Origin of the sequence: Pedobacter aquatilis (genome assembly GCF_032678405.1) — a bacterium.
In the GTDB taxonomy this organism is placed as follows: Bacteria; Bacteroidota; Bacteroidia; order Sphingobacteriales; family Sphingobacteriaceae; genus Pedobacter; species Pedobacter aquatilis_A.
Genome location: NZ_JAVTSJ010000002.1, coordinates 537,193 through 561,347 on the forward strand (window position 1 = coordinate 537,193; position 24,155 = coordinate 561,347).

Below are 24,155 nucleotides of genomic sequence, written 5' to 3' on the forward strand. Positions count from 1 at the left end.
TGATTAGTTATAGTGAAGTTTGGAACGGAGTTTGTATAAAAGTTTGAAAATTTAATATTTTGTTTAATTTTGCAGTTACTAAAAAATTAATCAATTAAATTGTTTAACCCTTAAAAAAGAAAAAAGATTATGAATTATTCTACTTTAAAGAAAAGTGTTGCACTTTCTTTAGTGGCATTAACAGGAGTAGCTTCTCTTGCTGTCGCTCAGGAAACTCCTGCAACTACTTCTTCTACCAAGGTATTTGGTGGAAGAGGACAGTACAGAACATGGTCGATTGGTGTTAACGGTGGTGTTTTAGCTCCAGTTGTTGCTATCGGCGGTTCTAACGATTTTAACCAATGGGATGTAAACTTAGGTTACGGTTTAAACATCCGTAAACAATTAGGTCACTCATTCGCTTTAGAATTAAACGGATTACGTGGTAAAGTTTCAGGTTCAAACGTTTCTACTAACGGCCCAATTGCTACTGGTAGCGCAACTGCTAAAGAATATGAAACTCAGTTACAATATGCTGTAGATTTACGTGGTGTTGTTAACGTAGGTTCTATCGATTTCTTACGTCGTGAGAATTCAGTAGGTTTCTTCGTTACTGCTGGTGCTGGTTATTTAGCTTACGCTCCGAAAGTAACTTATACTAACGGTACAGTTGTTGACTGGAAAGGTAAAGCTACTGGTCCTGCAGGTGATCCACACGCTGCTAAAGATTACGTAAAAGGAATGTATATTCCAGTAGGTGTTGGTGTTAAATTTAAAGTTTCTGAGCGTGTTAACTTCAACTTAGGTTACACTATGAACTTTATCGATGCTGATAACTTCGACGGAATCTATGCTCAAGGTACTACTAAAGATAAATTCTCTTACGGTTATGCTGGTTTAGAATTCTCTTTAGGTTCTTCTGCTAAACCTAGCTTAGAGTGGACTAACCCATTAGCTACAATGTATGATGATTTAAAAGATCCAACTTTACGTCAAGAAGTTGAAGCTTTGAAAAACCGTGTATCTGCTGTTGAAAAATCTGTTGAAGATTTGAAAAAAGATACTGATGGTGATGGTGTTGCTGATCAATTCGACAAATGCCCAGGAACTCCTGCAGGTACTGCTGTTGATGGTTCAGGTTGTCCACTTCCAAAACCAGAGCCAGCTGCTGCTACTAGCACTGTAACTGGTTTCGAAAAAATCGGTTTTGATTTCAACTCTTCAGTTTTAAAAACTGAATCATATCCAACTTTAGATAAATTATCTTCAGTGTTACGTGAAAACGGTGGTAAAGTAACTGTAAACGGTTATGCTTCAAGCGAAGGTACTGCTGCATATAACTTGAAATTATCTAAAGACAGAGCTAATTCTGTTAAAACTTACTTAGTAAACTCTGGCGTTAGCGCTAGTCAAGTTGCTACTAAAGGTTTTGGCGAAGCTAATCCAATTGCTTCAAACGATACTGAAGAAGGTCGTATCCAAAACCGTCGTGTTGAAACTGCTAGAAACTAGTATTTCAATATAAAAACTTAAAAAAGCCCCGATATTTATCGGGGCTTTTTTTGTGTCTTTTAATTCCTGATATAAGCCTTTTTAATTAAGTTTGTGTATGTATTTCTTCAGGAAAAAAGATCCCAACAGGCCAAATAATATTAATTTGAAAATTATGCATTTTATTAATGCATTAGCCATCTCCGTTTTTCTTGCCGGTATCATCTACAAGCTTATCCAGTGGCTTGCTAAATAATTCTTAACAAAATATCGTTGATTTATTCAATCCATACAATGGAATGAATAAATCTGATCGCTACATCACCTTTAAAAATAAATTTATACTGATGAAAAAAATTATTAATACCACGAATGCTCCTGCACCGATAGGACCATATAGCCAGGCTGTACAAGCCGGTAACTTTCTGTTTATTTCAGGCCAGATTGCTATTAATCCTGAAAACGGGGCACTTAATATTGGCAATATCGAAGAAGAAACCCATCAGGTAATGCGTAATTTAAAAGCGGTATTGCTTGAAGCCGGATTAACATTTGATAATGTTGTTAAATCAACCATCTTCTTAAGCGACATGGGTACTTTCGGACAAGTAAATGAAATTTACGGGCAGTATTTTTCTGCGGATTTCCCTGCACGTGAAACTGTTCAGGTATCGGTACTTCCGAAAAACGTAAACGTTGAAATCTCTGTAATTGCCATCGCAGGATAATTTTGGCTGCAGGTAAAAGCAAATATTTTCTGGCAGGCATTGTTCCTTACATAATTTGGGGAACAATGTCTATCCCGCTTCGGAATATAAAACATTTCCCACCGCAGGAAATCTTATATTATAGGATATTTATTTCCATATTAATGGTGTGGTTAACAATCCTTTTATTCAGAAGGGAAGCATTGAAAAAGGATATACTCCACCTAAAGAGCCTAGGTACTGCTGAGAAAGGAAAACTTTTATTGCTCACTCTTTTGGCGGCCTTTTTGATTACCGGCAACTGGTTTACCTATATTTATGCGGTAAATAGTGTAAGCCTGAAAGCAGCAGCATTTGCATACATGGTTTGCCCCCTTATTACTGCATTATGCGGATTTATCATCCTTAAAGAACAACTTAGCAAAACTAAAATACTGGCTATAGCTATTGCTTTGATTAGCATTTTATTACTTGCTACCGGTTCACTGTATGAGGTAACCTGGGCGGTAGTGATTGCATCATTTTATGCACTTTACGTTATCGTATTGAAAGTAATCCGCAATGTAGATAAGTTTAATTTCCTGGGTGTGCAGCTAGTTTTATCGGGTTTGATTATGTTACCGATGTATTTGATTAGTTCCGATTCTTTTCCAACTGATACCTTTTTCTGGGGACATATATTTTTAATTGCGATTGTTTTTACCATCATTCCACTATTTTTAAATTCTTATGCTTTATTGGGTATGCCTTCATCGGCACTGGGTATCCTGATTTACCTGAACCCCATTGTTGCTTTTGCGGTTGCATTTTTCTATTTTAAAGAGCAAATCGATATGCACCAGCTTTTCGCCTACTTGCTTTTACTGCTATCGATTATTATTTTTAATGCACAATTGCTAAAAAGTGTTGTTTACAAGAAACAGTAATTCCTTTGTATAATTCGGTTTTAGATACTCCAGTTGAATTCATTAAAGGTGTTGGGCCAAGTCGTGCTGATGTCTTAAAAAAAGACCTTGGTATCTTCACCTTTCAGGATATGCTGGGACATTACCCTTTCCGGTATATCGACAGGACAAAGTATTTTAAGATCAACCAAATCAACCCTGATTCGCAATACATACAGCTAATTGGCCGTGTAATCAGTAAAAAGGTAATTGGCGAAAAGCGAACCAAAAGAATCGTAGCCGTTTTTAAAGATGAAACGGGTATTATGGAACTCGTTTGGTTTCAAAGCTTGAAATGGGTTGAGGATAATATTACCGTGGGCACGGCTTATGTAGCTTTCGGCAAACCTAATCTGTTTAATGGAACCTTCAGTATTTCACATCCTGAACTGGAGCTGTACCAGAATAAACCTGCCGGCAGAGGAAATTTAACCTTACAACCTGTTTATAATTCTACGGAGAAACTGAAGAAGTTTACCCTTGATTCGAAAGGTATCCAAAGGTTAATTGCCGGCTTACTGGATCAGGTAATCCCGCAGGTTCCTGAAAATTTACCACAGTATATCCTCGCAAAGTATCAGTTAATGGATAAGAAAGCAGCTTTGCTAAACATTCATTTCCCAAAAAACCAGGCTGATCTGAATGCTGCTGAAAGGCGGTTGAAATTCGAGGAATTATTCTTTATACAGCTCCAGTTATTACACAACAAACAACTGCGACAGCTAAAGTTTAAAGGTGTTAAGTTTGATAAGGTTGGTGATAAGGTAAATCGCTTCTATAAAGAATTTTTACCTTTCGAACTAACCAATGCACAGAAACGGGTGATAAAGGAAATCCGTATCGATACCCAACGTGGTGTACAGATGAACAGGCTAGTTCAGGGCGACGTGGGAAGCGGCAAAACCGCTGTTGCTTTAATGAGTATGCTACTGGCGAATGATAACGGTTATCAGGCTTGTATGATGGCACCGACAGAGATATTGGCCCGCCAGCATTATGCATCTATTGTAAGCCTGGTTACAGATGATTTGGTTAAGGTTGCCATTTTAACCGGAAACACAAAGAAGAAAGAGCGGACAATGCTGCACGAACAGCTTGAAAGCGGTGAAATCGATATCCTCATCGGAACGCATGCCTTAATTGAAGATAAGGTTAAGTTTAAGAACTTGGGCTTAGTAGTAATTGACGAGCAACACCGTTTTGGCGTAGAACAGCGTGCCAAACTCTGGAGGAAGAATATAATTCCACCACATATACTGGTGATGACGGCGACTCCTATTCCGCGTACACTTGCGATGACGCTGTATGGCGATTTAGATGTTTCCATGATTGATGAATTACCTGCAGGAAGAAAGCCAATTGATACCAGACATTTGTTTGAGGGACAAAGGCTCAGAATGTTCGGATTAATGAAGCAGGAGATTGCCAAAGGCAGGCAGGTTTATATCGTTTATCCACTGATAAAAGAAAGCGAGAAATTAGATTTGCTTCATCTCGAAGCCGGTGTTGAGCAGTTAAGCTATCAGTTTCCCAGGCCAGATTACCAGATCAGCATTGTACACGGGCAGATGCTTAATGCCGATAAGCAATTTGAAATGCAACAGTTTATAGATGGCAAGAGCCAGATTATGGTAGCCACTACAGTAATTGAGGTGGGGGTTAATGTGCCAAATGCTTCCGTAATGGTTATTGAAAATGCTGAACGATTTGGTTTATCACAACTTCATCAGCTCAGAGGAAGAGTAGGCCGGGGTTCTGACCATTCTTTTTGTATTTTAATGAGCGGGAATAAACTGAGTAAGGAAGGTAAAATCCGTTTGGAAACCATGGTGAGAACAAATAATGGCTTCGAAATATCGGAAATTGATTTGCAGCTTCGGGGTCCCGGCGATATTACCGGAACACAGCAGAGCGGCGTACTTGATTTAAAACTTGCCGACCTGGCGAAAGATCAGGTAATTCTTTCGGCTGCCCGGAATACGGTGATCGAGCTTTTTGAAACCGATCCGAAACTGGAAAAACCAGAACATGCCCAGCTTAAATCACATCTGCAGAAACTGGAAAGAGGTATTTCTTTCGATAAAATCTCTTAATATCATTTATTGGTAAGGTTTCCTTACAAGTTTTGATTTCGATTGCAGATTTTATTTCGCAACACGTAGTTTTGCAGTATTAAATTAAATCCATTGACAGATTCAGACCCCAACTCCGTTGTTGTAAAACCCGACCCCTTTGCTGCCTTACGCTACAAAGAATTCCGTTCTTTCTTAGGCATGCGTTTCTTCTTTACCCTCGCTTACCAGATGCAGGCGGTAGTTATCGGCTACCATATTTATGATTTAACCCACGACCCGCTAAAACTTGGACTTGTTGGCCTCTGCGAAGCAATACCGGCAATTGGTATAGCCTTATATGGTGGTTATGTAGCCGATAAAAGTGAAAAGCGAGGATTACTGATCAAAATATTTTCGGGGGTTTTACTGGCCTCTATTATCATGCTGCTGGTAACCAGTAAATACCTTCATCTTAAAGAAGATTTAATTGTATTGATTATGTATGGTCTGGTGTTTTGCATCGGATTGGCAAGGGGATTTTTTGGGCCTGCAACTTTCTCGCTCATGGCGAAGATTGTGCCTAAGGAACTTTACCCTAATTCGAGTACCTGGAATAGCAGCAGCTGGCAGCTGGCAACTATTATCGGGCCGCTGGTAGGTGGTTTGGTAAACTGGCTATGGGGAATAACGGCTGCATACAGTGTTATTGTTGTGCTGATTGCGATTTCGCTTACCTGCATTTTTACCTTTAAGAAGCACCCATCGACCTATGTGCCTAAAGAAAATATTTTTCATAGCTTAAAAGAAGGTATTCAATTTGTTTTTAAAACGAAGATGATGGTATGGGCCATGAGCCTTGACCTTTTTTCTGTATTTTTTGGGGGTGCTGTAGCCTTATTGCCCATGTTTGCTAAAGATGTGTTCCACCTTGGTTCATTTGGTTTAGGCATGATGCGTGGTGCGGCTTCCTCAGGGGCGGTAATAACCATGCTTGCCATGACGCGTTTCTCGCCAATGGGCAAGCCCTGGAGAAATTTACTTATTGCAGTTACAGGTTTTGGATTAAGTATTATCTGCTATGGCCTGTCGAAAAACTTTTACCTAACCTTATTCTTCCTCTTCCTGGAAGGTTCTTTTGACAGTGTTAGTGTAATTATCCGCCAAACAATTATGCAATTACTTACACCTGATGAAATGCGTGGGCGTGTTTCAGCCGTTAACAGTATGTTTATTGGTTCTTCGAATGAGATTGGTGAATTTGAATCTGGCTTATCCGCTAAATTGCTTACGCTGGTGCCTGCGGTTGTGTTCGGTGGCAGTATGACAATTGGTATTGCATTCGTTACCTGGTTAAAAACGAAATCGTTGACGAAGTTAAGTTTGCAGGATATTAACGAACAAACTGCCAAAAGCTAAATAAAATATAAATTTTGATTTTGAAAAGGCAGGAACGTGCTAAAATTTAAGCATAGTCCTGCTTTTCCTCCAATCTTTTAAAAACGTCTGTCAAGCTGAGGTACGAAGCATCTGTTTCATCGGTTGCAGATGCTTCGTGCCTCAGCATGACAGTATATTCGGGATTGCTGCAATTTTAAAAGTATTTCCGTACAATCAGGTTCAAATCTATCGGTTGCTGTGCCAGCTAATGAAAACCAGTTCTTTTAAAAGTTCTTGTTCTTGCCCCACATCAGGTATATTATCGAACCTAAGAATGGCGCCAGTAATATGATAATAAACCAAAGTACTTTTACCGAGAAACCCATTCCTGAATTTCTCGATATATGGTACAATGCGGTTAAGATAAGTGCCAGCCAAAGAATGGCGGTAATGATAATGATGACAGCAATCTGATTGCTCTGTATTTGTGCAAGTAACATGTTAAAGATTTATTATGCTTCTTCAACAATTCTCTCGCCGATTTGTTGCCTCCACATGGCCTGATATAAACCATTTTGTGCAATCAGGCCTTCATGCGTTCCCTGCTCAATAATATGTCCTTTTTCCAGAACGTAAATTACATCGGCATGTTTAATGGTCGACAAGCGGTGTGCAATCAAAATTGTGATGTGGTCGGTCAAATCAGAAACCGATCTTATGGTTTTTGTGATTTCCTCCTCTGTAATCGAATCAAGTGAAGAGGTTGCTTCGTCGAAAACAAGAATATCCGGTCGACGTAAAAGCGCTCTGGCGATTGATAAGCGTTGTTTTTCACCTCCTGATACTTTTACTCCACCTTCACCAATTAACGAATCTAAACCTTTATCAGCCCTTGCCAGTAAAGTTTGACAGGCAGCCTGGTTCAGTACTTTGTAGCATTCTTCATCCGTTGCGGTTGGATTAACAAAAAGCAGGTTTTCTCTTATTGTTCCCGAAAATAGCTGTGTATCCTGTGTTACAAAACCTATCTTTTCGCGTAAAGCATCCAGATCAATATCGTTACTGGAAATACCATTATATAGAATTTCACCGTCTTTTGCCGGATAAAGACCAACCAAAAGTTTAACCAACGTAGATTTTCCGGAACCCGATGGACCTACGAATGCGATGGTTTGTCCGTTATGGGTATCGAAAGAAATGTTTTCCAGGGCGTTCCTGTTTGCGGTAAGGTGCTTAAAGCTTACCGATTTAAAAGTAAGCTCGTTAATTTTTTCTATGGATATAGGGTTTGCTGGTTTTTTGTCAATAGGCGTGCTCAGAATTTTTTTAAAGTTGGCCAGTGATACTTCTGCTTCACGCCAGGCCAAGATCACATTACCAAGTTCCTGAAGCGGACCAAAAAGAAAGAATGAATAGAACAGGAAAGTTAAATATTGCCCTGCCGAGATGGTGTTATCGAAAATCAGCAATAATAAAACAAGTACCATGGTGCTGCGTACAAGATTTACTGTTGTTCCCTGAACAAAGCTCATACTGCGAACGTATTTAACTTTTTTAAGTTCCAGCCCCAGGATTTTATAAGTTGTTTTATTTAACCTTTCAATTTCCTGATCAGCCAGGCCTAAACTTTTTACCAGCTCAATGTTTCTTAATGATTCAGTGGTTGAACCGGCTAAAGCGGTTGTTTCCCCAACAATTGAACGTTGTATAATCTTGATTTTACGGCTTAAAAACCAGCTCACGAAACTAATGATTGGAATGGCAGAAAAATAAACCAGGGTAACTTTATAACTCACAGAAACCGAGTATACAATTACAAAAACCATCCCGATTAAGCTTACAAATAAAATACTGATGAAAGCAGTGATGAATTTTTCAGAATCCAGACGTACCTTTTGTAACACACCAAGAGTTTCGCCGCTGCGCTGATCTTCAAAAACCTGATAGGGTAATTTTAGCGAGTGCTGTAAACCATCGGCATACATTTTTGCCCCTACTTTCTGAACGATAACACTTGTGAAATAATCCTGGAAATTCTTTGCAATACGCGAAACCATAGCCGCACCAATGGCAAGGCCAATAAGTCCTATCGAACCCCAAAGGTATTCGCTGTAGCTTAACGTATCCTTTTTGTTGATGAACCTGTCTAAAATTTTCCCCGTAATGAAAGGGTCCATTAAAGAAAAGCCAATATTTAAACCTGCAAGCAATAATGCCAAAACCACAATCCACTTGTGGCTTTTCAGGTAGTCGAGTAGTAATCCCATGAAAGTTTTGTTGTTTGTAGCTACAAAAATAAAAAAAGGGAACGGATATAAATCCATTCCCTTTTTTTATGACTTTCCGAAAAGATACGGAATAGCTTTCGATGACTAAAAGCCGTATCTCAAACCAATCTGGAACTGGTAAGGGTTCCCTGATGGTGTAACGATACCTGAATTATTTACACGATAATTAAATGAACGCGTTGTGGCATCGTAGTTTGGAACTGCTGGTGCAGTAGCTGTAGCCGCTGTTCCGTTTAATGCATATAGCGCCTGCGAACCTAAACTCTCGTTAACACCCCATTTTTTATTCAACAGGTTGGCGAAGTTGAAGATATCGCCAGAAACTTCAAGGGTATGGGTTTTATAAAGTCTGAATTTTTTACTTACCCTTAAATCTACCACACCGAAGAAATCATTAATACCACCGTTACGTTCTGCTATTTGTCCGGCATATTTAATAATGTAGTCTTTTAAACTCTGACTTGCATCAGGATTGTTTAATAAGTTTTGTAAACCTGTACGTACGTTCTGTGGAACACTTGTATTATTCGGGTCGAATATAAAAGCTAAGTCGTTAGTTGCCACGAAATCGCCATTGTTATTTGCTCCTGATAATAAGGTATAACGGGTACCACCAATACCTGAATAACGAACACCAACAGTTACACCCCAGAATGTTGGTAAAGTACCGTAAATTACAACCTTGTTTCTGAACTGGTTATCAGAGTATGACATCTGGCTAAGGTTTCTTGGGTCATCTTTTACAGGTAATGAAAGGGTTGCTGTGTTAGCTACGTTACCGTTATATGATGTATTGTCTTTTGCATCGTTCCAGGTATAACTTGCTGAAATTTCACCATCCTTAAAGTAGTTCCATGTCGCGTCTAAAACCACTGCGAACTGGTTAACCTTACCTTTACTGTTTAACTCTAACACGCGGCCAAAAAGATTGGTTAAGCGGCCTGTTTTCCAATCTGCAGAGCCATTACTTGGCATGGTTGGAACAAACACACCTCTGTTTCCTTCATTAGGTAAAGTGAAATAAGGATTAGCAGCCATATTTCTATCAACGTACATGTAGTTATTACGGCCTAAGGTTGCATAACCTGTAATACCTACTTTTAATTTATCGGTAATTAATTTACTGTAGGATAAGTTGGCTTTGTATACCACCGGAATTTTTGCATCCTCAGCATAAGTGTTAATGGTTGGAACCTGTAATGCGGCTAAGGTTGGTGCAGAAACACCATTTCTATATCCGATGAAATTCGGCGTTGGTACATCGGCACCAAAAACATCAACAGTTGCAAAATGCTTTCCATCAAAGGTAAGGTTGTTAATGGTCATGTAGTTATTAATGTCAGAACCAAAAATACCTGCTCCGAAACGAACAAAGTCTGTTCTGTTTTCATTAATATCCCAGTTGAACTGAACTCTTGGCTGAACTAAGAATTGTTTAAGCTCATTATCTGTTCTCACGCCGATTGCATTAAATAATGTTTGGTTTAATGGCGATTTTGGATAGATACTGTAATCAACACGTAAACCTCCGATAAATTCTAAACCTTTAGCCAGTTTAGTCTGCATCTGTCCGTAAGCGGCAGCATTCCAGATACCGGCTTTAACTGTTGGATCGGCAACTAATGGCACTTCGCGGTAAAACCTGTTTGCAATCAGGTTATCAAAATTTTGTAATGATGAACCTGCGGTTGAATTGGTGTATTCAAAACGTCCGTTTACTTCACTGCCATATAAAGATTTTGCATTGGTATACATTACATCAACACCAAAAGTATATCTGATTTTATCGGTGTTGTAATAGAAGTTATCTACTAACTGGAATACATTATTGGTGAAGCCCTCTTGTCCGAAACGGTGACCACCAATCTGGATTGAAGTATTCGCTGCAGAACCATCAGATAAAGTCGACTGGACGTTACCAACGATTGCCCTTGGAATTGCATAAGTTAGCTGGTCGTTTTGTGTACTCGCCTGGAAGGTATATAAATGCTGAACTTTTAATTCGTTGGTTACTTTACTGTTGATAGTCGAACGTAAGGTTGCCAGTAAACTGTTATCAACGTTTTTATCATTACCATAACTCTCATAGAAATTAACTGCCGTGTTATCTGCTAAACCCAACGGATTTCTGTCATTAGTATAGTTATCACGGATGGTTAACAGGTTTCTGTCGTTAATTTGCCAGTCTATACGTGCAAATGCTGCATCAGAGCCACGTTTTTTATCGAAAGTACCATATTGTGGTGTATTGGCAACACCATATTTTGCACGGGCGATGCTTAAGAATTGTGATAAAGTGCTGTTTGTGATTCTGAATCTGGCTTCATCTGCAGGGCCATTAACATCGGCAATAATGAGCGGACGGGAATCTTTCTGATGGTCTAAGCCTACGAAATAATGTAGTTTATCTTTGATAATAGGGCCACCTAAAGTAAATCCGTACTGATAGGTTGAGAAATCGTTATCACGTTTAATTCCTCTGATATCGTAAGGGCTTGCTAACCAATCTGCCCTTCCGTACATGAAAGCACTACCGCTGGTGGTATTTGTACCCGATTTTGTAACTGCAGTAACCGAACCACCGCCTGCTCTTCCGTAAGTAACATCGTACTGGTTGGTAACTACTTTAAACTCGCGTACTGCCTCGATTGAAATGGAATATGGTGCACCACTTCTGCTGGTTGTACTACCTGCAGAGGTTGGGTTTTTTGCATTCATACCATCGATGGTATAGTTTGTTGAAGAGCCTAGCTGACCTGAGATACCACCGCCACGGCTTAGTGGAGATAAATCCATAAGGTTTGAGAAGTTACGGCCATTTACAGGTAATTGGTTCATGGTTTTGGCTGATATCTCTGTAGATGCACCAAAATTCTGTACTTTATTTTTTAATCCCGAAGCCACAACCTGTACAGCTTCTAAATTTTGAGCGGCCTCCTGCATAGAAATGGTAACTTTTACCACATCGCCAAGGTTTAGCATATAACCACTTCTGGTTTGCTCGCCGTAGCCAACAAATAAAGCTTTAATTGAATAAGGACCACCCAAAGGAAGTTCCTTGAAAGTGTATTCTCCCTGGGCATTGGTTGAAGTTCTGGTGGTAAAACCTGTCGAGTTGTTTTTAACCTGAACAGATGCACCAGGAATTGGTTTCTTTTGTTCATCGGTAACAATACCGGAAATTGATGCCTGCGTGGTTTGTGCCCGCAAAGAACTGGAAACACAAAAACACAGCATTAATACTGCGAGTAGTAAATTTTTGACCATGATTAGTTTTCTGATTTTATGGTGCAAAGTTGTTACTGCTGTGTTAACTGAAGTTCGCCTTTAGATTAAGAAATGCTTGCAGAATTGTTGTTTTTTGAGCTCCAATGTTAAAATAAGTATTTCTTATTTCGGTTATTCTCTCACAGGCGTGCGCCAGCAAGGGTTATTTATTGTTTTTTACCAACCGACTTTAAAACAAAACCCCACCATCGAAATAAATCGATGGTGGGGTTTATCAATAAAATAAGTTTTTCTTATTTCTTATCAGCCATATACTTGTCGCTGAATTTTTTGTCGAGCTGTTTGTGCAGGTTATCGAGGTTAATATCTCTTCCCTGAATAAAAGCCTGTTCAACCTTGTTGGTGCGCATGTCTAAAGCGTCACCTGCCGAAATGAAGAAAGTTGCATCCTTTCCTGTTTCAATACTTCCGGTGGTTTTATCTACACCCATTGCTTTTGCGGCGTTAAGGGTAATTGTAGATAAGGCTTTTTCTTTATCAAGCCCCCAGGCCGTAACGGTACCAGCCATAAAAGGCAGGTTACGCTGTTGCCAGTAACCATCAATGCTTAGTACCACGTTTAAGCCTGCATTGGCTAAAATAGCTGCATTTTTGTAAGGCATGTTAACATCATCGTCATTATTGTTAGGTAAAGCATGTGGCTGCTTAACAATCAGGGTAATGTTGTTGTCTCGTAGGAAATCGATGATTAAATAAGCTTCATCGGCTCCGGTAATTACAGGGGTAATGCCGTATTTTTTTGCAAAATTTACCGATGCTACGATATCCTTTTGGGTTTCGGCAGCAATATAGAGTTTCTCAGCGCCCGAAAACACCTTTTTCATGGCCTCGAAACGTGTATTGATTACTTCGGGTTTTGCAATTTCTGAGTAAGCCTTAGCTTCGGCGAAGAAAGAGTTTAACTGGCTGATTGCGGCCTGTGTACGCTCGTTTAACATTTCAGGCGAAGCAGCAGGACCTCTTCCGAAACCACCGAATCCTCCCCTGAAACGAGGGGTTACCGGCCAGGTCATGTGCATAGCATCATCCGTTTTAATAGCGGCATCTTCCCAGTTCCAGGCATCGAGCTGTACTACCGACGAACTTCCGGAAACTGTTCCACCCTGTGGGGTTGGTTGAGCCATTAAAACACCGTTGCTGCGTAGCGTTGCCGGCACCTTCGAATCGGTATTATAGGCTACAATAGAACGGATATGTGAATTGTAATCGCCTATTTCCTGAAAATCAAGTGTTGCTTTAACGGCTTCAATTTCGGTTAAACCTAAATTGGTTGTTGCCGCAATTAATCCCGGATAAATGTGCTTGCCACTGGCATTAATGCGTACTACATCATCTACAGGTGCTTGTCCGCCAGCTGAAACAGATACAATTTTTCCATTGCTGAACACAATTGTTCCGTTTTCGATTACAGTACCATTACCCACGTGTATGGTTGCCCCGGTTACGGCAATGGTTTTGGTTTGTTTTTTTGCCGGCGATATATTGGCTTGTGCAAAGCACATCAGGCTTGATGCTGATAAAGCCAGACTAACTAAATACTTTATATTATTGTGCATGTTCTTTCTCATTTAATTCTGCTGAATAATCCTCTAAAGTTTCGCAATTGTAAAGACGTGGTGCATTGCCGAACGGACGCTGTGTACGTACACCGCTGCTTTTGCTTTCCAGCATCTTCTGAATTAAACGAGCTTTTTCTGCCTGTTGCGCCTTAATGGTTTGCGCATCTTTCTCGATATCCCAATAAGCAATACCATCAACAAAAGTTTTTTCGGCTTTAGCATAAATAGACAATGGATTTGCCGACCAAACAACCACATCTGCATCTTTACCTGGTTTTAGACTTCCTACTTTATCATCGATATGTAGCATGCGGGCCGGGTTAAGTGTTACAAATTTTAAGGCATCTTCTTCCGGTACGCCACCATAAAGTACAGATTTACCAGCCTCCTGGTTTAAGTGGCGGGCCATTTCAGCGTCGTCAGAGTTAAAGGCAGTAGTTATACCAACGTTATGCATAATTTTTCCATTGTAAGGAATTGCCTCGGCAACTTCATTTTTATAAGCCCACCAGTCAGAGAAGGTAGAACCTGCAATGCCGTGTGCCTTCATTTTATCAGCCACTTTATAGCCTTCCAGAATGTGTGTGAAAGTGTTTATTTTGAAGCCTAAGCTATCGCCAACATGGATTAACATGTTAATTTCACTTTGAACATAAGAGTGGCAGGTAATAAAGCGTTTGTTATTCAGGATTTCTACAATTGCATCCAATTCTAAATCTCTGCGAACATTGCTGCCTTTTGCAGAAATTGCTTTTTCGTATTCTTTGGCACGTGTAAATTCATCAACAAAAGTTTGCTCAACCCCCATACGTGTTACCGGGAAACGGGCACCTGAACCGAAGTTACTTTGCTTAACGTTTTCACCTAAGGCGAACTTGATAAATCCATCGGCTCCTGCAAACTTTAACTCTTCAGGTGCTTTACCCCAACGTAATTTAATGAGTTGCGACTGTCCGCCGATTGGATTTGCCGAGCCGTGCAGGATGTGAGAAGTAGTAACACCACCCGCCAGCTGGCGATAAATGTTAACATCTTCCGAATTGATAATATCAGCAATACGTACTTCGGCAGAAACCGACTGAGCACCTTCGTTAATACCACCGCTTCCGGCAATGTGTGAGTGCTCGTCAATTATACCGGCCGTAACGTGTTTTCCGGTACCGTCGATCACTTTTGCATTACCGGCCGATAAGTTTTTACCTACAGCTTTGATTTTACCGTTTTCGAGTAAAACATCGGCATTTTGAAGAATACCTTCTTTTTCGTTGGTCCAAACGGTAGCGTTTTTAATTAAAACATTTTCCTGTTTAGGTAACTCAGCATTTCCGAATGCGCCGAATGGATAAAGTAAAGTACCTGTTGCCAGTGCTGGTTTTGGTTCATCGCGTTTAGGCATTTCCCTGCCTGCTTCTTTGTAGGTTGCGGTGAATTTACCAAAAGTTCCATCAGGCAACGCTACTTCTCCTTTAAAGGTTAAAGGGCTTGCCGCGGTTAAATAACCACTTAAGCGAACATCACCCTTAGGGTTTTTCTTTAAGTTAAAGCCAATGCTTACCCAGTCGCCATTTCTGGTAAATGTAGCTGTAGTTTTTACACTATCTGCACCACTTCTTTCAATGGCTGCTGCCGAACCGCCACCTGTTCCGGTAATTTTTAGCAACATAGTGCCGGCAATACCATCAACGTTAAGATTATATGTTCCGCGAACATCAGAAACGTCCATCTTGTTAACAATATAGCGCTTGCCCTGAACCCAGTTCTCGAAAATGATGTTTTCCTTTTTGAACAGGTTATCTGAAGAGATCAGGAAGTTGGCTACTTTTCCTTTTTCAAGGGAACCAACTTTATCGCTGATGCCTAAAAGGGATGCCGGAATTTCAGTAACTGATTTTAATGCTTGTTTTTCTGTTAAACCATTATCAATTGCAGTGCGGATATTTGCCCAGAAATCGCGTGTATTTTCCAGACCGAAAGAAGTTAAGGCAAATTTAATACCTGCTTTTTCTAGCGCAGCTGGATTTGTTGGTGCCAGTTCCCAGGCTTTCATTTGCGTTAAAGTAATGTTTCTGGCTTCAGCAGGGTCTTCAACATCGTAGGCTTTAGGGAAAGCCAGCGGAATAATTAAGCTGGCACCTGTTGCTTTAACTTCGTTAATACGCTGGTATTCATCGCCTGTTGATTTAATGATGTATTGTTTGCCGAATTCCTTCCCGATTTTATCAGCACGAAGTACATTTGCCCATCCGTCAACCTCAAAAATCTGAGGCATGTTTTGCTGTTTGCCAAACTCTTCGAGTGAAATGTTATACTCATCTTTTTGCTTGCCATACCATTGCGAATCGTAGTAAGTCTGGCGCAATAAAGCAATAGAACCCATTAAAGAAGTTGGGTAATCGTTGGATGAAGTTCCTTTGTTGAAAGAATAGTTTGCTGCGGTCTGGTCTTTCAGGAAAACGTTATTGTCCGAACCTTCATTTAAGGTTACGGCAGCAGAAACCCCACGGGCGATACCGTCGCGGTTAATGGAGTTAACACTTCCGAAACCGGCTTTACGTAAATCATCGGCTTTTTTGCTGTCTACCGTGAAAATACTTTTTACATAAGTTTCAGGTCTGATGGATTCGTTCCAGCCATAGGCGCCTTTCTTTGTTGAAACAAAAATAGACTGACGCTGACCGCCACCACCGAAGCCACGTCCTTGAACAGTTGCTTCAGGAAGACCATAGCTGGTAAAGGCATCAACAAGAGAAGGATAAATGAATTTTCCTTTTAAATCGACAATTACATAGCCTTTTGGCACTGCTAATCCAGCGCCTACAGCCTGAATAGTTGAACCTTTAACCAGTAATGTTGCATTTGACAGTGTTTGGTTGGCATTTACTACAATTGTTGCGTTTGTGAATGCAAACATTCCCGGTCTTGTATCGTAAGAGCCATTAACGGGATAAGTGGTTTGCTGGGCAAACAGAATTGCAGAGGAAAATACCAGCACAAAGGCGAGTAAAATTTTCTTCATAATATGTTTAGGGGTTTATTTTGTTTAAAACTAATATAAATTACGCTCCAAATTGCTTATTAACCTATTTTTTACAATTAATCATTACTTTTGATGAACAAAAAATAACCACTATGTATCAGATTTTAAAAAGTGCGCATTCAGGATGGCGCTATATTGTTTTTATCTTGCTTTTAATTGCTGTAATTAAGGCACTTTCGGGCTGGTTTGGTAATAAAAGCTATACCAAAGGTAATAGAAAACTAAATGTATTTACCCTGATTAGTGCACATATCCAGCTGCTGATTGGTTTGGTACTATATTTTGTAGGCGATTGGTATAAAGCAGATAGCAGCAATGCGGTTGGGCGCTATTGGAAAATGGAACATATCAGTATGATGATTCTAGCCATTATTTTGATTACCGTTGGAAATTCCAAATCGAAGAAGGCAGCAGAAGCCATTGCAAAACACCGTACAATTTCCGTGTTTTTCGGACTTGCGTTAATTTTAATCATTGTAACCATTCTATTAATGGTTAAAGATGTTCCGGGAAGAAGTTTCTTCGGAGTTTCTTAAATATCCAGTAAAATTGCAACCGTTGTGTCTAAAATGGTTGCAATTTTAAACAACCGTTCCAGGGTCATTTTCTTAACGTTTCGCTCATTTCGGGAATATACATTTTGTGATATGCCCAATGCTGTAGCCATATACTCCTGGCTATACCCCTTTTTGTTTCTTAACTCCCTGATGCGCCAGGTTATTGGTGCAAAAAATCTTTCATCCATAGTGCGTAAGTTTTAAAATCCACGGGATGAAAGGATACTGCTAAATTACATGTTTTTCTTATTTATAATTTGTTTAAATTAACCATATAGTGTTTAATTTAAACCTGATATGGTTTGCGCTATGCCCGAATAAGTATATTTTAGGGCCGCTGATTCGCTGTTACAATTACGGAAACCTGTTGGTAGCTTTTACATTATATCATGGGTATATCTTGATAGGCATAAATTTTTCAATCAAATTCAAAATAAAAATTCAGTATAATTTCCATTTTTCAAAATTCTTTATATTTTTGTCGCTCATGATCAACAATATACATACATGGCTTTGGCAAAGTAATTCAAAACAGAATTGCGCCGGCTGCGTATGAGGAAAATATTTTTATCAACCTAAACCTTAAAAAGAACCATTAAAGCCCGGCGTAGAACCACACGCCGGGCTTTTTATTTATTAATAAATTAACAACAGGAGAGATTGCTTCGTCGTCCCTCCTCGCAAAGACGTATAGAGAATGTTTAAGATTAATACCACATACAAAAAACTACTTGCCGATACAACAACCCCGGTAAGCATTTACCTGCGATTACGTGATGTTTACCCAAACAGCATTTTACTGGAGAGTTCTGATTACCACAGTCGCGAAAACTCGATGAGTTTCGTATGTGCCGATCCGGTTGCAGGCATTATTTTACGGGGTTCGCGATTGGAAAGCTATTTTCCTGACGGTTCGGTTGAAATAACAGAAAGCGAAAACTTAACTGAAGAAATTTCGGCTTTTAAAGATAAGTTTAAGGAAACTGAAATACCGGAGATTAAATTTATTAGCAGTGGCTTGTTTGGTTATTTTACCTGGAATGCCGTGCAGCATTTTGAGGATATTAAATTCACTTCAGAAACGCCCGAAGGAGATGAAATTCCGGAGATGCAGTATCATTTGTACCGCTATATCATTGCTATCGATCATTTTAAAAATGAGATAACCTTATTCAAAAATTCTTTCGAAGGAGAAGAAGAAGGCGGGCTTGAGAAAATGGAGTATCTGATCCAGAATAAAAATTATCCTGAATATAAATTCCAGATTAAAGGGGAGGAATCATCGAACCTCACTGACGAGGGCTTCATCCAGCTGGTAGAAAAACTGCAAAAACACATCTACCGGGGCGATGTATTCCAGATTGTGCCTTCAAGGGCTTTTAAGCAAGCATTTACTGGTGATGAATTTAACGTTTACCGTTGCCTGCGCTCCATAAACCCTTCTCCATACCTCTTCTATTTTGATTACGGGAATTTTAAACTTTTTGGTTCGTCGCCAGAAGCACAGATTACCATTAAAAACAATACAGCCAATATTTTTCCGATAGCTGGAACCTTTAAACGCAGTGGAAATGACATTGAAGATGCAGAACAGGCAAGGAAGTTGGAGCAAGATCCTAAAGAAAGTGCTGAACATGTTATGCTTGTTGATCTGGCCCGTAATGACCTGAGCAGGCATTGTAACCGTGTTGAAGTAAAATCTTTTAAGGAGGTACAGTATTATTCGCATTTGATTCACCTGGTGAGCAAGGTGAGTGGTCACTTGCAGGATGACGTAACTGCTTTTAAAGTGGTGGCAGATACATATCCGGCCGGAACTTTAAGTGGCGCCCCAAAATATAAAGCCATGCAGTTGATTGATGAAAATGAGAAGCTGGGCCGTAATTTTTATGCCGGCGCAATAGGCTTCATGGGTTTTAACGAAGATTTTAACCATGCCATTATGATCAGGACTTTTATGAGTAAAAATAATGAACTGCATTACCGTGCAGGTGCAGGTATTGTAGCAGATTCGGTTCCTGAAACAGAGATGCAGGAAGTGAACAACAAAATTGCTGCCTTGCGCAAAGCCATAGAAATGGCAAAAAATATTTAGGATTTTTAATTTACGAATTACAATTTATAATGAGTGATAATAAAAAAACGGTTCTGGTAATTGATAACTACGATAGTTTCACTTATAACCTTGTTCATTTAATTAACGAGGTTGGCTACGAAGCCGAAGTATGGAGAAACGATAAATTTGAACTGGCGGATGTAGAAAAGTTCGATAAAATTTTGCTTTCACCAGGACCCGGAATACCTGAGGAGGCTGGATTATTGCTGGATGTAATTAAAACCTATGCACCCACCAAAAGTATTTTTGGCGTGTGTTTAGGGCAGCAGGCTATTGCTGAAGTTTTTGGAGGGACACTGTTAAACCTTGGCCGACCAATGCATGGCATAGCAACACCGGTTACGGTGGTAGATGGCGATGAGTTTTTATTTTGGGAGTGCCCGCAAACCATAAATGTTGGCCGTTACCACAGCTGGGTAGTGAGTAAAGAAAATTTCCCGTCATGCCTAAAGATTACAGCGAGAGACCATAAAAACGAGATCATGGCCTTACGACATGAAACCTTAGATGTTCGTGGCGTGCAGTTCCATCCGGAAAGTGTACTTACTGAGCATGGTAAGCAGATGATGGAAAACTGGCTGACTTCTTAGAATATAAACCGTCATTGCGAGGCACGAAGCGATCTATTTTGTAGTAAAGATTGCTTCGTGCCTCGCGATGACGATCAATGAATTATATGAATATTTTAGATAAAATTGTACTTCGCAAAAAAGAAGAAGTTGCTGATGCAAAGGCCCTGGTTTCGGTAAAGGAACTGGAACAATCGGTTTATTTTAACCGAACGCCCTATTCTTTTAAAGAGTTTCTGCTCGCCGAAGACAGAACAGGTATTATTGCCGAGTTTAAGCGCCGCTCGCCTTCTAAAGGTTTAATAAATGGTGTTGCTGATGTTGCTGAAGTTACACAGGCTTACAATAATGCAGGCGCTTCGGCACTTTCTGTTTTAACTGATGTAGATTTCTTTGGTGGTAAAACTGATGATATCCTGGCGGCCAGGGCAGCGAATAATATCCCGATACTGCGGAAAGATTTTATGATTGATGAATACCAGATTTTAGAAGCGAAGGCCTGGGGTGCTGACATTATCCTGCTGATAGCTTCTATTTTAACACCGAAACAAGTGAGTGATTTCGGTAAGTTTGCTCAGAATCTGGGGCTAAACGTACTGCTTGAAGTCCATAACCAGGAAGAGCTCGATAGGAGTATTTGTCCTAACCTGGATGCTATAGGCGTGAATAACCGAAACCTTGGCGATTTCACCGTTAATCTTCAGACTTCATTTGATTTGGTAAATAAAATTCCGGATGAGTTTTTGAAAATTTCTGAGAGTGCAATTAGCAATCCGCAAACGATAAGGGAGCTGAAAACTGCAGGTTTTAATGGCTTCCTGATCGGTGAGAACTTTATGAAAACTGATAATCCGGGTTTAGCGATTCAGGATTTTGTGGCTCAGATATAGCTATTAAGTTTTTAGCCACAGAAACACGGAAAAATTAAGTTTTACAGCTTTAGGCTTTGAAGTTCTATAATCGTGTTTCGCAATAAGGTTGGGATTAGTCCTTCGACTTTGCTCAGGATGACATGACTTCGCTCAGGAGGACAGGCTGGAAAGACGTTTCTTCAGCTCCCGTCAGGCTAAGTGGATAATGACGAAAACACTAAAACTTTTATTACATGTCCATGGTTTGTAAATGAAATTACTCGTTTGCAAATTTCGTATATTTGCTACAATTACATGGGAAAACAAAAATTTTATGATACTGCGATAAAGCAGGAGCGGGCAATTTTGGTTGGTGTGGTTACACCGGGCGAAAAGGACGAACAAACAAAAGAGTATCTTGATGAGCTTGCTTTTTTGGTTGATACCGCAGGAGGGAAAGTGGAGAAGATTTTTACGCAAAAAATGCTCAAGCCGGAGCGTGCTACCTTCGTTGGTACGGGTAAGCTTGAGGAAATTAAAGCGTACGTTAAATCAGAGGAAATTGATACCGTCGTGTTCGACGACGAATTATCGCCATCGCAACTGCGAAATATAGACCGTGAACTAGGCGTTAAAGTTTTAGATCGCAGTAACCTGATTCTGGACATTTTTGCCAACAGGGCACAAACTGCACAGGCTAAAACACAGGTAGAATTAGCACAATTACAATACGTTTTGCCACGCCTAACCGGTATGTGGACACACCTGGAGCGTCAGAAAGGCGGTATTGGTATGCGTGGCCCGGGAGAAACGCAGATTGAAAGTGATAGAAGGATTATTTTAAATAAAATTTCACTGCTAAAAGAGCGTTTAAGAAATATCGACCGGCAAAATGAAACGCAACGTAAAAACCGGGGGCAGTTAATACGTGTTGCGTTGGTTGGTTATACAAACGTTGGTAAATCGACCATTATGAACATGCTTTCGAAATCGGAAGTATTTGCAGAGAACAAGCTTTTTGCTACTTTGGATACCACAGTTAGAAAGGTGGTAATTGAAAATTTGCCATTCCTGTTGTCTGATACCGTTGGGTTTATCCGTAAGTTACCACACCATCTGGTAGAGTGTTTCAAATCTACACTTGATGAAGTTCGTGAGGCAGATATCCTGGTTCATGTGGTGGACGTTTCGCACCCTAATTTCGAAGATCAGATAAATACGGTTAATGAAACTTTGAAAGATATTGGTGCTATTGATAAAGACATGATTTTGGTTTTTAACAAGATTGATGCCTATGTTTCACCAGAAGTAGAAGATGAAGATGGGGATGGAAAACTAACCCTGGAGGAATTCAAGAAAAGCTGGATGAGCCATGGAAAGGTTCCGGTTTTATTTATTTCGGCTACGCAAAAGGAAAATATAGAAGAGTTTAAAACATTATTGTACGATAAGGTAAAAGCGGTTCATACAGCGCGGTATCCGTATGATAATTTGTTATATTAGAAAAGTTAATCCGTCATTGCGAGGTACGAAGCAATCTATAAGTGTATTACTATATCACACCTAAAGAAAGATTGCTTCGTACCTCGCAATGACGACAAATAAAAGTTATGGAAAGTAAACGTCAGCAGAAATTTGCAGGAGTACTACAGGAAGAATTAGCACAGATTTTTCAACGTGAAGGTGGATCATTTTTGCCAAATACACTGGTAACGATCACCCGTGTAAGGGTTTCGCCAGATTTAGCCGTTGCAAAGGTTTATTTAAGTTTTTTCAATACCAATAATACAACACTCTCAATAAACACCGTAAATGCGCATAGCGGCGAAATCAGGTATAAATTAGGCGCCAGAATACGTCACCAGGTAAGGGTTGTTCCTGAGCTTACCTTTTTTGTTGATGATACCAACGAATATGTAGAACGTATGGATAGTCTTTTCGAAAAGATTGCCAAAGAGCCAAGACAAAAGGACGAAGAAAGCGAATAACTATTTGTGAGAAAGCTTAGGGAACCAGTTAATTTCTTTACGCATTTTATTCCTGCGCTTATTGCTGTTCCGGCAGGTTATTTTTTACTGCTTAAGTGTAACACGCCTATCGAATTTACCGCCGCCTGGATTTACAGTATAGGTACTTTTATTCTTTTTAGTGTAAGTGCGATGTATCATGGCTATCCGGCAACTGATTATGGTATACGGTTCTGGCAAAAGTTTGATCACTGCTGCATTTATTTAATGATTGCCGGTTCATACACGCCCACAGCATTACTGGTTTTTGATGGCTGGCTACGCTGGGGCTTATTTGCTGTTGTCTGGCTTGTTGCCATTACAGGCTGTTTGTTAAAAATCTTTAACCGTTTAAAAAGTACAGCCATTTCAGTAAGTATTTACATTTTAATGGGCTGCCTGATTGTACCATTGTTGCAGAAAATGCTTGGCGCTTTACCCATTGGCGCAATCTTCTGGCTTTTACTTGGGGGTGTTTTTTATATTGGTGGCACTTACTATTACGCCAAAGACAAACAATTATTCAGGTGGATGCATAGTCATGAGCTCTGGCACTTGTTTGTAATAGGCGGTGCGCTTTCACATTACATTTATAACTACGTTTATATCTTTAGAGGTTAATGAAAACTTTCGATCAGGTTATAAAAGCCAATGCTTCATCGATTAAAAAATTAATCGATTTTAATAAAGGACTAGATAAGCTTTTGCCGTTCGATTTTACCGCAAACAACACCGAATTAACAGATAATATATTGGTTAATACGGATTTGTTTTCAGCCTGGGTTGAGCAGAAAATTGAAATGGCCAATGCCCGTTATGGTATAGGTGGGTACAATGAACATAGAACCATTTATTCGAGAAGTGTGCATTTTGATACCGGAGAAGAACCGCGAAGATTACATTTAGGTGTAGACATCTGGGCTCCCGCCGGCACACCGATTTATAATTTCTATGATGCAAAGGTTCAAAGCTTTGCCAACAACAATAATTTTGGCGATTACGGCGCAACCATTATCCTGGCTTATAATATCGATGGTTTTAAGTTTAATGTGCTTTACGGGCATTTAAGTCTAGCTTCTTTAAATGGCCTAGAAAATGGAAAATTTATTGCTGCAGGTGAGCAATTTGCAACATTGGGCGCAAAAGAGGAAAATGGTTACTGGCCACCACATCTCCACTTTCAGGTAATACAAGATATGGAAGGTTTTAGTGGCGATTTTCCTGGAGTTTGTAAGTTTAGTGAAAGAGAAAAATACCTTGCAAATTGCCCTGATGCAAACTTAATTCTTGCATATTCATTTTATTAATTTACAGCTTATTTTAGTAAATTAG

General features: G+C 39.8%; 20 protein-coding genes. 14 read left to right on the forward strand and 6 right to left on the reverse strand.

The annotated features are described in order from the left end of the window. Positions 1–129: 129 nt before the first annotated feature. The 6 genes from R2R71_RS07785 (at position 130) to R2R71_RS07810 (ending at position 6,591) form a co-directional block, all read left to right on the forward strand. The gene (locus R2R71_RS07785; protein WP_316830699.1) at positions 130–1,491 is read left to right on the forward strand and encodes an OmpA family protein; all 1,362 of its coding nucleotides are present in this window, start codon (positions 130–132) and stop codon (positions 1,489–1,491) included. A gap of 97 nt (positions 1,492–1,588) precedes the next feature. Continuing rightward, positions 1,589–1,726, forward strand: coding sequence for a DUF6728 family protein (locus R2R71_RS07790; RefSeq protein ID WP_231729815.1), 138 nt, complete (start codon positions 1,589–1,591; stop codon positions 1,724–1,726). A gap of 91 nt (positions 1,727–1,817) precedes the next feature. Continuing rightward, positions 1,818–2,198 carry a RidA family protein gene (locus R2R71_RS07795; protein ID WP_316830700.1) on the forward strand — a complete coding sequence of 127 codons (381 nt, stop codon included), beginning with the start codon at positions 1,818–1,820 and terminating at the stop codon, positions 2,196–2,198. Positions 2,199–2,200: 2 nt separating this feature from the next. Next, positions 2,201–3,103 (forward strand): EamA family transporter, encoded by a 903-nt coding sequence (locus R2R71_RS07800; protein WP_316830701.1) that lies wholly within the window; start codon positions 2,201–2,203, stop codon positions 3,101–3,103. 5 nt (positions 3,104–3,108) lie between these two features. Further along, positions 3,109–5,214, forward strand: a complete 2,106-nt coding sequence (gene recG, locus R2R71_RS07805; RefSeq protein WP_316830702.1) for an ATP-dependent DNA helicase RecG — start codon at positions 3,109–3,111, stop codon at positions 5,212–5,214. Between the two features lie 93 nt (positions 5,215–5,307). Continuing rightward, on the forward strand, positions 5,308–6,591 hold the full coding sequence (locus R2R71_RS07810; RefSeq protein ID WP_316830703.1) for an MFS transporter: 1,284 nt from the start codon (positions 5,308–5,310) through the stop codon (positions 6,589–6,591). Between the two features lie 245 nt (positions 6,592–6,836). Here R2R71_RS07810 and R2R71_RS07815 read toward each other — a convergent pair whose 3' ends face one another. From R2R71_RS07815 to R2R71_RS07835, 5 genes are all read right to left on the reverse strand, one after another. Further along, the gene (locus tag R2R71_RS07815; RefSeq protein ID WP_316830704.1) at positions 6,837–7,052 is read right to left on the reverse strand and encodes a PLDc N-terminal domain-containing protein; all 216 of its coding nucleotides are present in this window, start codon (positions 7,050–7,052) and stop codon (positions 6,837–6,839) included. Positions 7,053–7,064: 12 nt separating this feature from the next. Continuing rightward, positions 7,065–8,819 (reverse strand): ABC transporter ATP-binding protein, encoded by a 1,755-nt coding sequence (locus R2R71_RS07820; protein ID WP_316830705.1) that lies wholly within the window; start codon positions 8,817–8,819, stop codon positions 7,065–7,067. 105 nt (positions 8,820–8,924) lie between these two features. Further along, positions 8,925–12,107: a TonB-dependent receptor gene (locus R2R71_RS07825; protein WP_316830706.1), complete on the reverse strand. Its 3,183-nt coding sequence runs from the start codon at positions 12,105–12,107 to the stop codon at positions 8,925–8,927. A 254-nt stretch (positions 12,108–12,361) separates the two neighbouring features. Beyond that, entirely contained in the window at positions 12,362–13,684 is a 1,323-nt protein-coding gene (locus tag R2R71_RS07830) for an amidohydrolase family protein (protein ID WP_316830707.1), read from the reverse strand. Then, on the reverse strand, positions 13,674–16,703 hold the full coding sequence (locus tag R2R71_RS07835; RefSeq protein WP_316830708.1) for an amidohydrolase family protein: 3,030 nt from the start codon (positions 16,701–16,703) through the stop codon (positions 13,674–13,676). Before R2R71_RS07835 ends, R2R71_RS07830 begins: the two co-directional genes overlap by 11 nt. 113 nt (positions 16,704–16,816) lie before the next feature. Here R2R71_RS07835 and R2R71_RS07840 point away from each other — a divergent pair, with 113 nt between their 5' ends. Beyond that, the gene (locus tag R2R71_RS07840; RefSeq protein ID WP_316830709.1) at positions 16,817–17,260 is read left to right on the forward strand and encodes a cytochrome B; all 444 of its coding nucleotides are present in this window, start codon (positions 16,817–16,819) and stop codon (positions 17,258–17,260) included. Here the strand turns inward: R2R71_RS07840 and R2R71_RS07845 are convergent. Beyond that, positions 17,257–17,469, reverse strand: coding sequence for a helix-turn-helix transcriptional regulator (locus R2R71_RS07845; RefSeq protein ID WP_316830710.1), 213 nt, complete (start codon positions 17,467–17,469; stop codon positions 17,257–17,259). The genes R2R71_RS07840 and R2R71_RS07845 overlap by 4 nt on opposite strands. A gap of 509 nt (positions 17,470–17,978) precedes the next feature. Here R2R71_RS07845 and R2R71_RS07850 point away from each other — a divergent pair. The 7 genes from R2R71_RS07850 (at position 17,979) to R2R71_RS07880 (ending at position 24,130) form a co-directional block, all read left to right on the forward strand. Next, positions 17,979–19,376 (forward strand): anthranilate synthase component I family protein, encoded by a 1,398-nt coding sequence (locus tag R2R71_RS07850; RefSeq protein WP_316830711.1) that lies wholly within the window; start codon positions 17,979–17,981, stop codon positions 19,374–19,376. A gap of 29 nt (positions 19,377–19,405) precedes the next feature. Next, a complete protein-coding gene (locus tag R2R71_RS07855; RefSeq protein ID WP_316830712.1) occupies positions 19,406–19,987 on the forward strand; it encodes an aminodeoxychorismate/anthranilate synthase component II in 582 nt (193 codons plus the stop codon). Between the two features lie 86 nt (positions 19,988–20,073). Beyond that, a complete protein-coding gene (trpC, locus tag R2R71_RS07860; protein WP_316830713.1) occupies positions 20,074–20,856 on the forward strand; it encodes an indole-3-glycerol phosphate synthase TrpC in 783 nt (260 codons plus the stop codon). Between the two features lie 276 nt (positions 20,857–21,132). Beyond that, the gene (hflX, locus tag R2R71_RS07865; protein ID WP_316830714.1) at positions 21,133–22,320 is read left to right on the forward strand and encodes a GTPase HflX; all 1,188 of its coding nucleotides are present in this window, start codon (positions 21,133–21,135) and stop codon (positions 22,318–22,320) included. 107 nt (positions 22,321–22,427) lie between these two features. Further along, positions 22,428–22,805 (forward strand): 30S ribosome-binding factor RbfA, encoded by a 378-nt coding sequence (gene rbfA, locus R2R71_RS07870; RefSeq protein ID WP_316830715.1) that lies wholly within the window; start codon positions 22,428–22,430, stop codon positions 22,803–22,805. A 6-nt stretch (positions 22,806–22,811) separates the two neighbouring features. After that, on the forward strand, positions 22,812–23,444 hold the full coding sequence (trhA, locus tag R2R71_RS07875) for a PAQR family membrane homeostasis protein TrhA (protein ID WP_316830716.1): 633 nt from the start codon (positions 22,812–22,814) through the stop codon (positions 23,442–23,444). Beyond that, the gene (locus R2R71_RS07880; RefSeq protein WP_316830717.1) at positions 23,444–24,130 is read left to right on the forward strand and encodes a peptidoglycan DD-metalloendopeptidase family protein; all 687 of its coding nucleotides are present in this window, start codon (positions 23,444–23,446) and stop codon (positions 24,128–24,130) included. The genes trhA and R2R71_RS07880 overlap by 1 nt, the downstream gene beginning before the upstream one ends. Positions 24,131–24,155 lie beyond the last annotated feature (25 nt).

What these genes read in the sequence shown, in the direction of transcription:
- R2R71_RS07850 (WP_316830711.1), top strand. Translation starts at nt 17,979, where the DNA reads ATGTTTAAGATTAATACCACATACAAAAAACTACTTGCCGATACAACA.
- R2R71_RS07845 (WP_316830710.1), bottom strand. Translation starts at nt 17,469, where the DNA reads ATGGATGAAAGATTTTTTGCACCAATAACCTGGCGCATCAGGGAGTTA.
- R2R71_RS07835 (WP_316830708.1), bottom strand. Translation starts at nt 16,703, where the DNA reads ATGAAGAAAATTTTACTCGCCTTTGTGCTGGTATTTTCCTCTGCAATT.
- R2R71_RS07815 (WP_316830704.1), bottom strand. Translation starts at nt 7,052, where the DNA reads ATGTTACTTGCACAAATACAGAGCAATCAGATTGCTGTCATCATTATC.
- hflX (WP_316830714.1), top strand. Translation starts at nt 21,133, where the DNA reads ATGGGAAAACAAAAATTTTATGATACTGCGATAAAGCAGGAGCGGGCA.
- R2R71_RS07795 (WP_316830700.1), top strand. Translation starts at nt 1,818, where the DNA reads ATGAAAAAAATTATTAATACCACGAATGCTCCTGCACCGATAGGACCA.
- R2R71_RS07825 (WP_316830706.1), bottom strand. Translation starts at nt 12,107, where the DNA reads ATGGTCAAAAATTTACTACTCGCAGTATTAATGCTGTGTTTTTGTGTT.
- R2R71_RS07820 (WP_316830705.1), bottom strand. Translation starts at nt 8,819, where the DNA reads ATGGGATTACTACTCGACTACCTGAAAAGCCACAAGTGGATTGTGGTT.
- R2R71_RS07840 (WP_316830709.1), top strand. Translation starts at nt 16,817, where the DNA reads ATGTATCAGATTTTAAAAAGTGCGCATTCAGGATGGCGCTATATTGTT.
- R2R71_RS07785 (WP_316830699.1), top strand. Translation starts at nt 130, where the DNA reads ATGAATTATTCTACTTTAAAGAAAAGTGTTGCACTTTCTTTAGTGGCA.
- R2R71_RS07855 (WP_316830712.1), top strand. Translation starts at nt 19,406, where the DNA reads ATGAGTGATAATAAAAAAACGGTTCTGGTAATTGATAACTACGATAGT.
- rbfA (WP_316830715.1), top strand. Translation starts at nt 22,428, where the DNA reads ATGGAAAGTAAACGTCAGCAGAAATTTGCAGGAGTACTACAGGAAGAA.
- R2R71_RS07790 (WP_231729815.1), top strand. Translation starts at nt 1,589, where the DNA reads ATGTATTTCTTCAGGAAAAAAGATCCCAACAGGCCAAATAATATTAAT.
- R2R71_RS07880 (WP_316830717.1), top strand. Translation starts at nt 23,444, where the DNA reads ATGAAAACTTTCGATCAGGTTATAAAAGCCAATGCTTCATCGATTAAA.
- trpC (WP_316830713.1), top strand. Translation starts at nt 20,074, where the DNA reads ATGAATATTTTAGATAAAATTGTACTTCGCAAAAAAGAAGAAGTTGCT.
- R2R71_RS07830 (WP_316830707.1), bottom strand. Translation starts at nt 13,684, where the DNA reads ATGCACAATAATATAAAGTATTTAGTTAGTCTGGCTTTATCAGCATCA.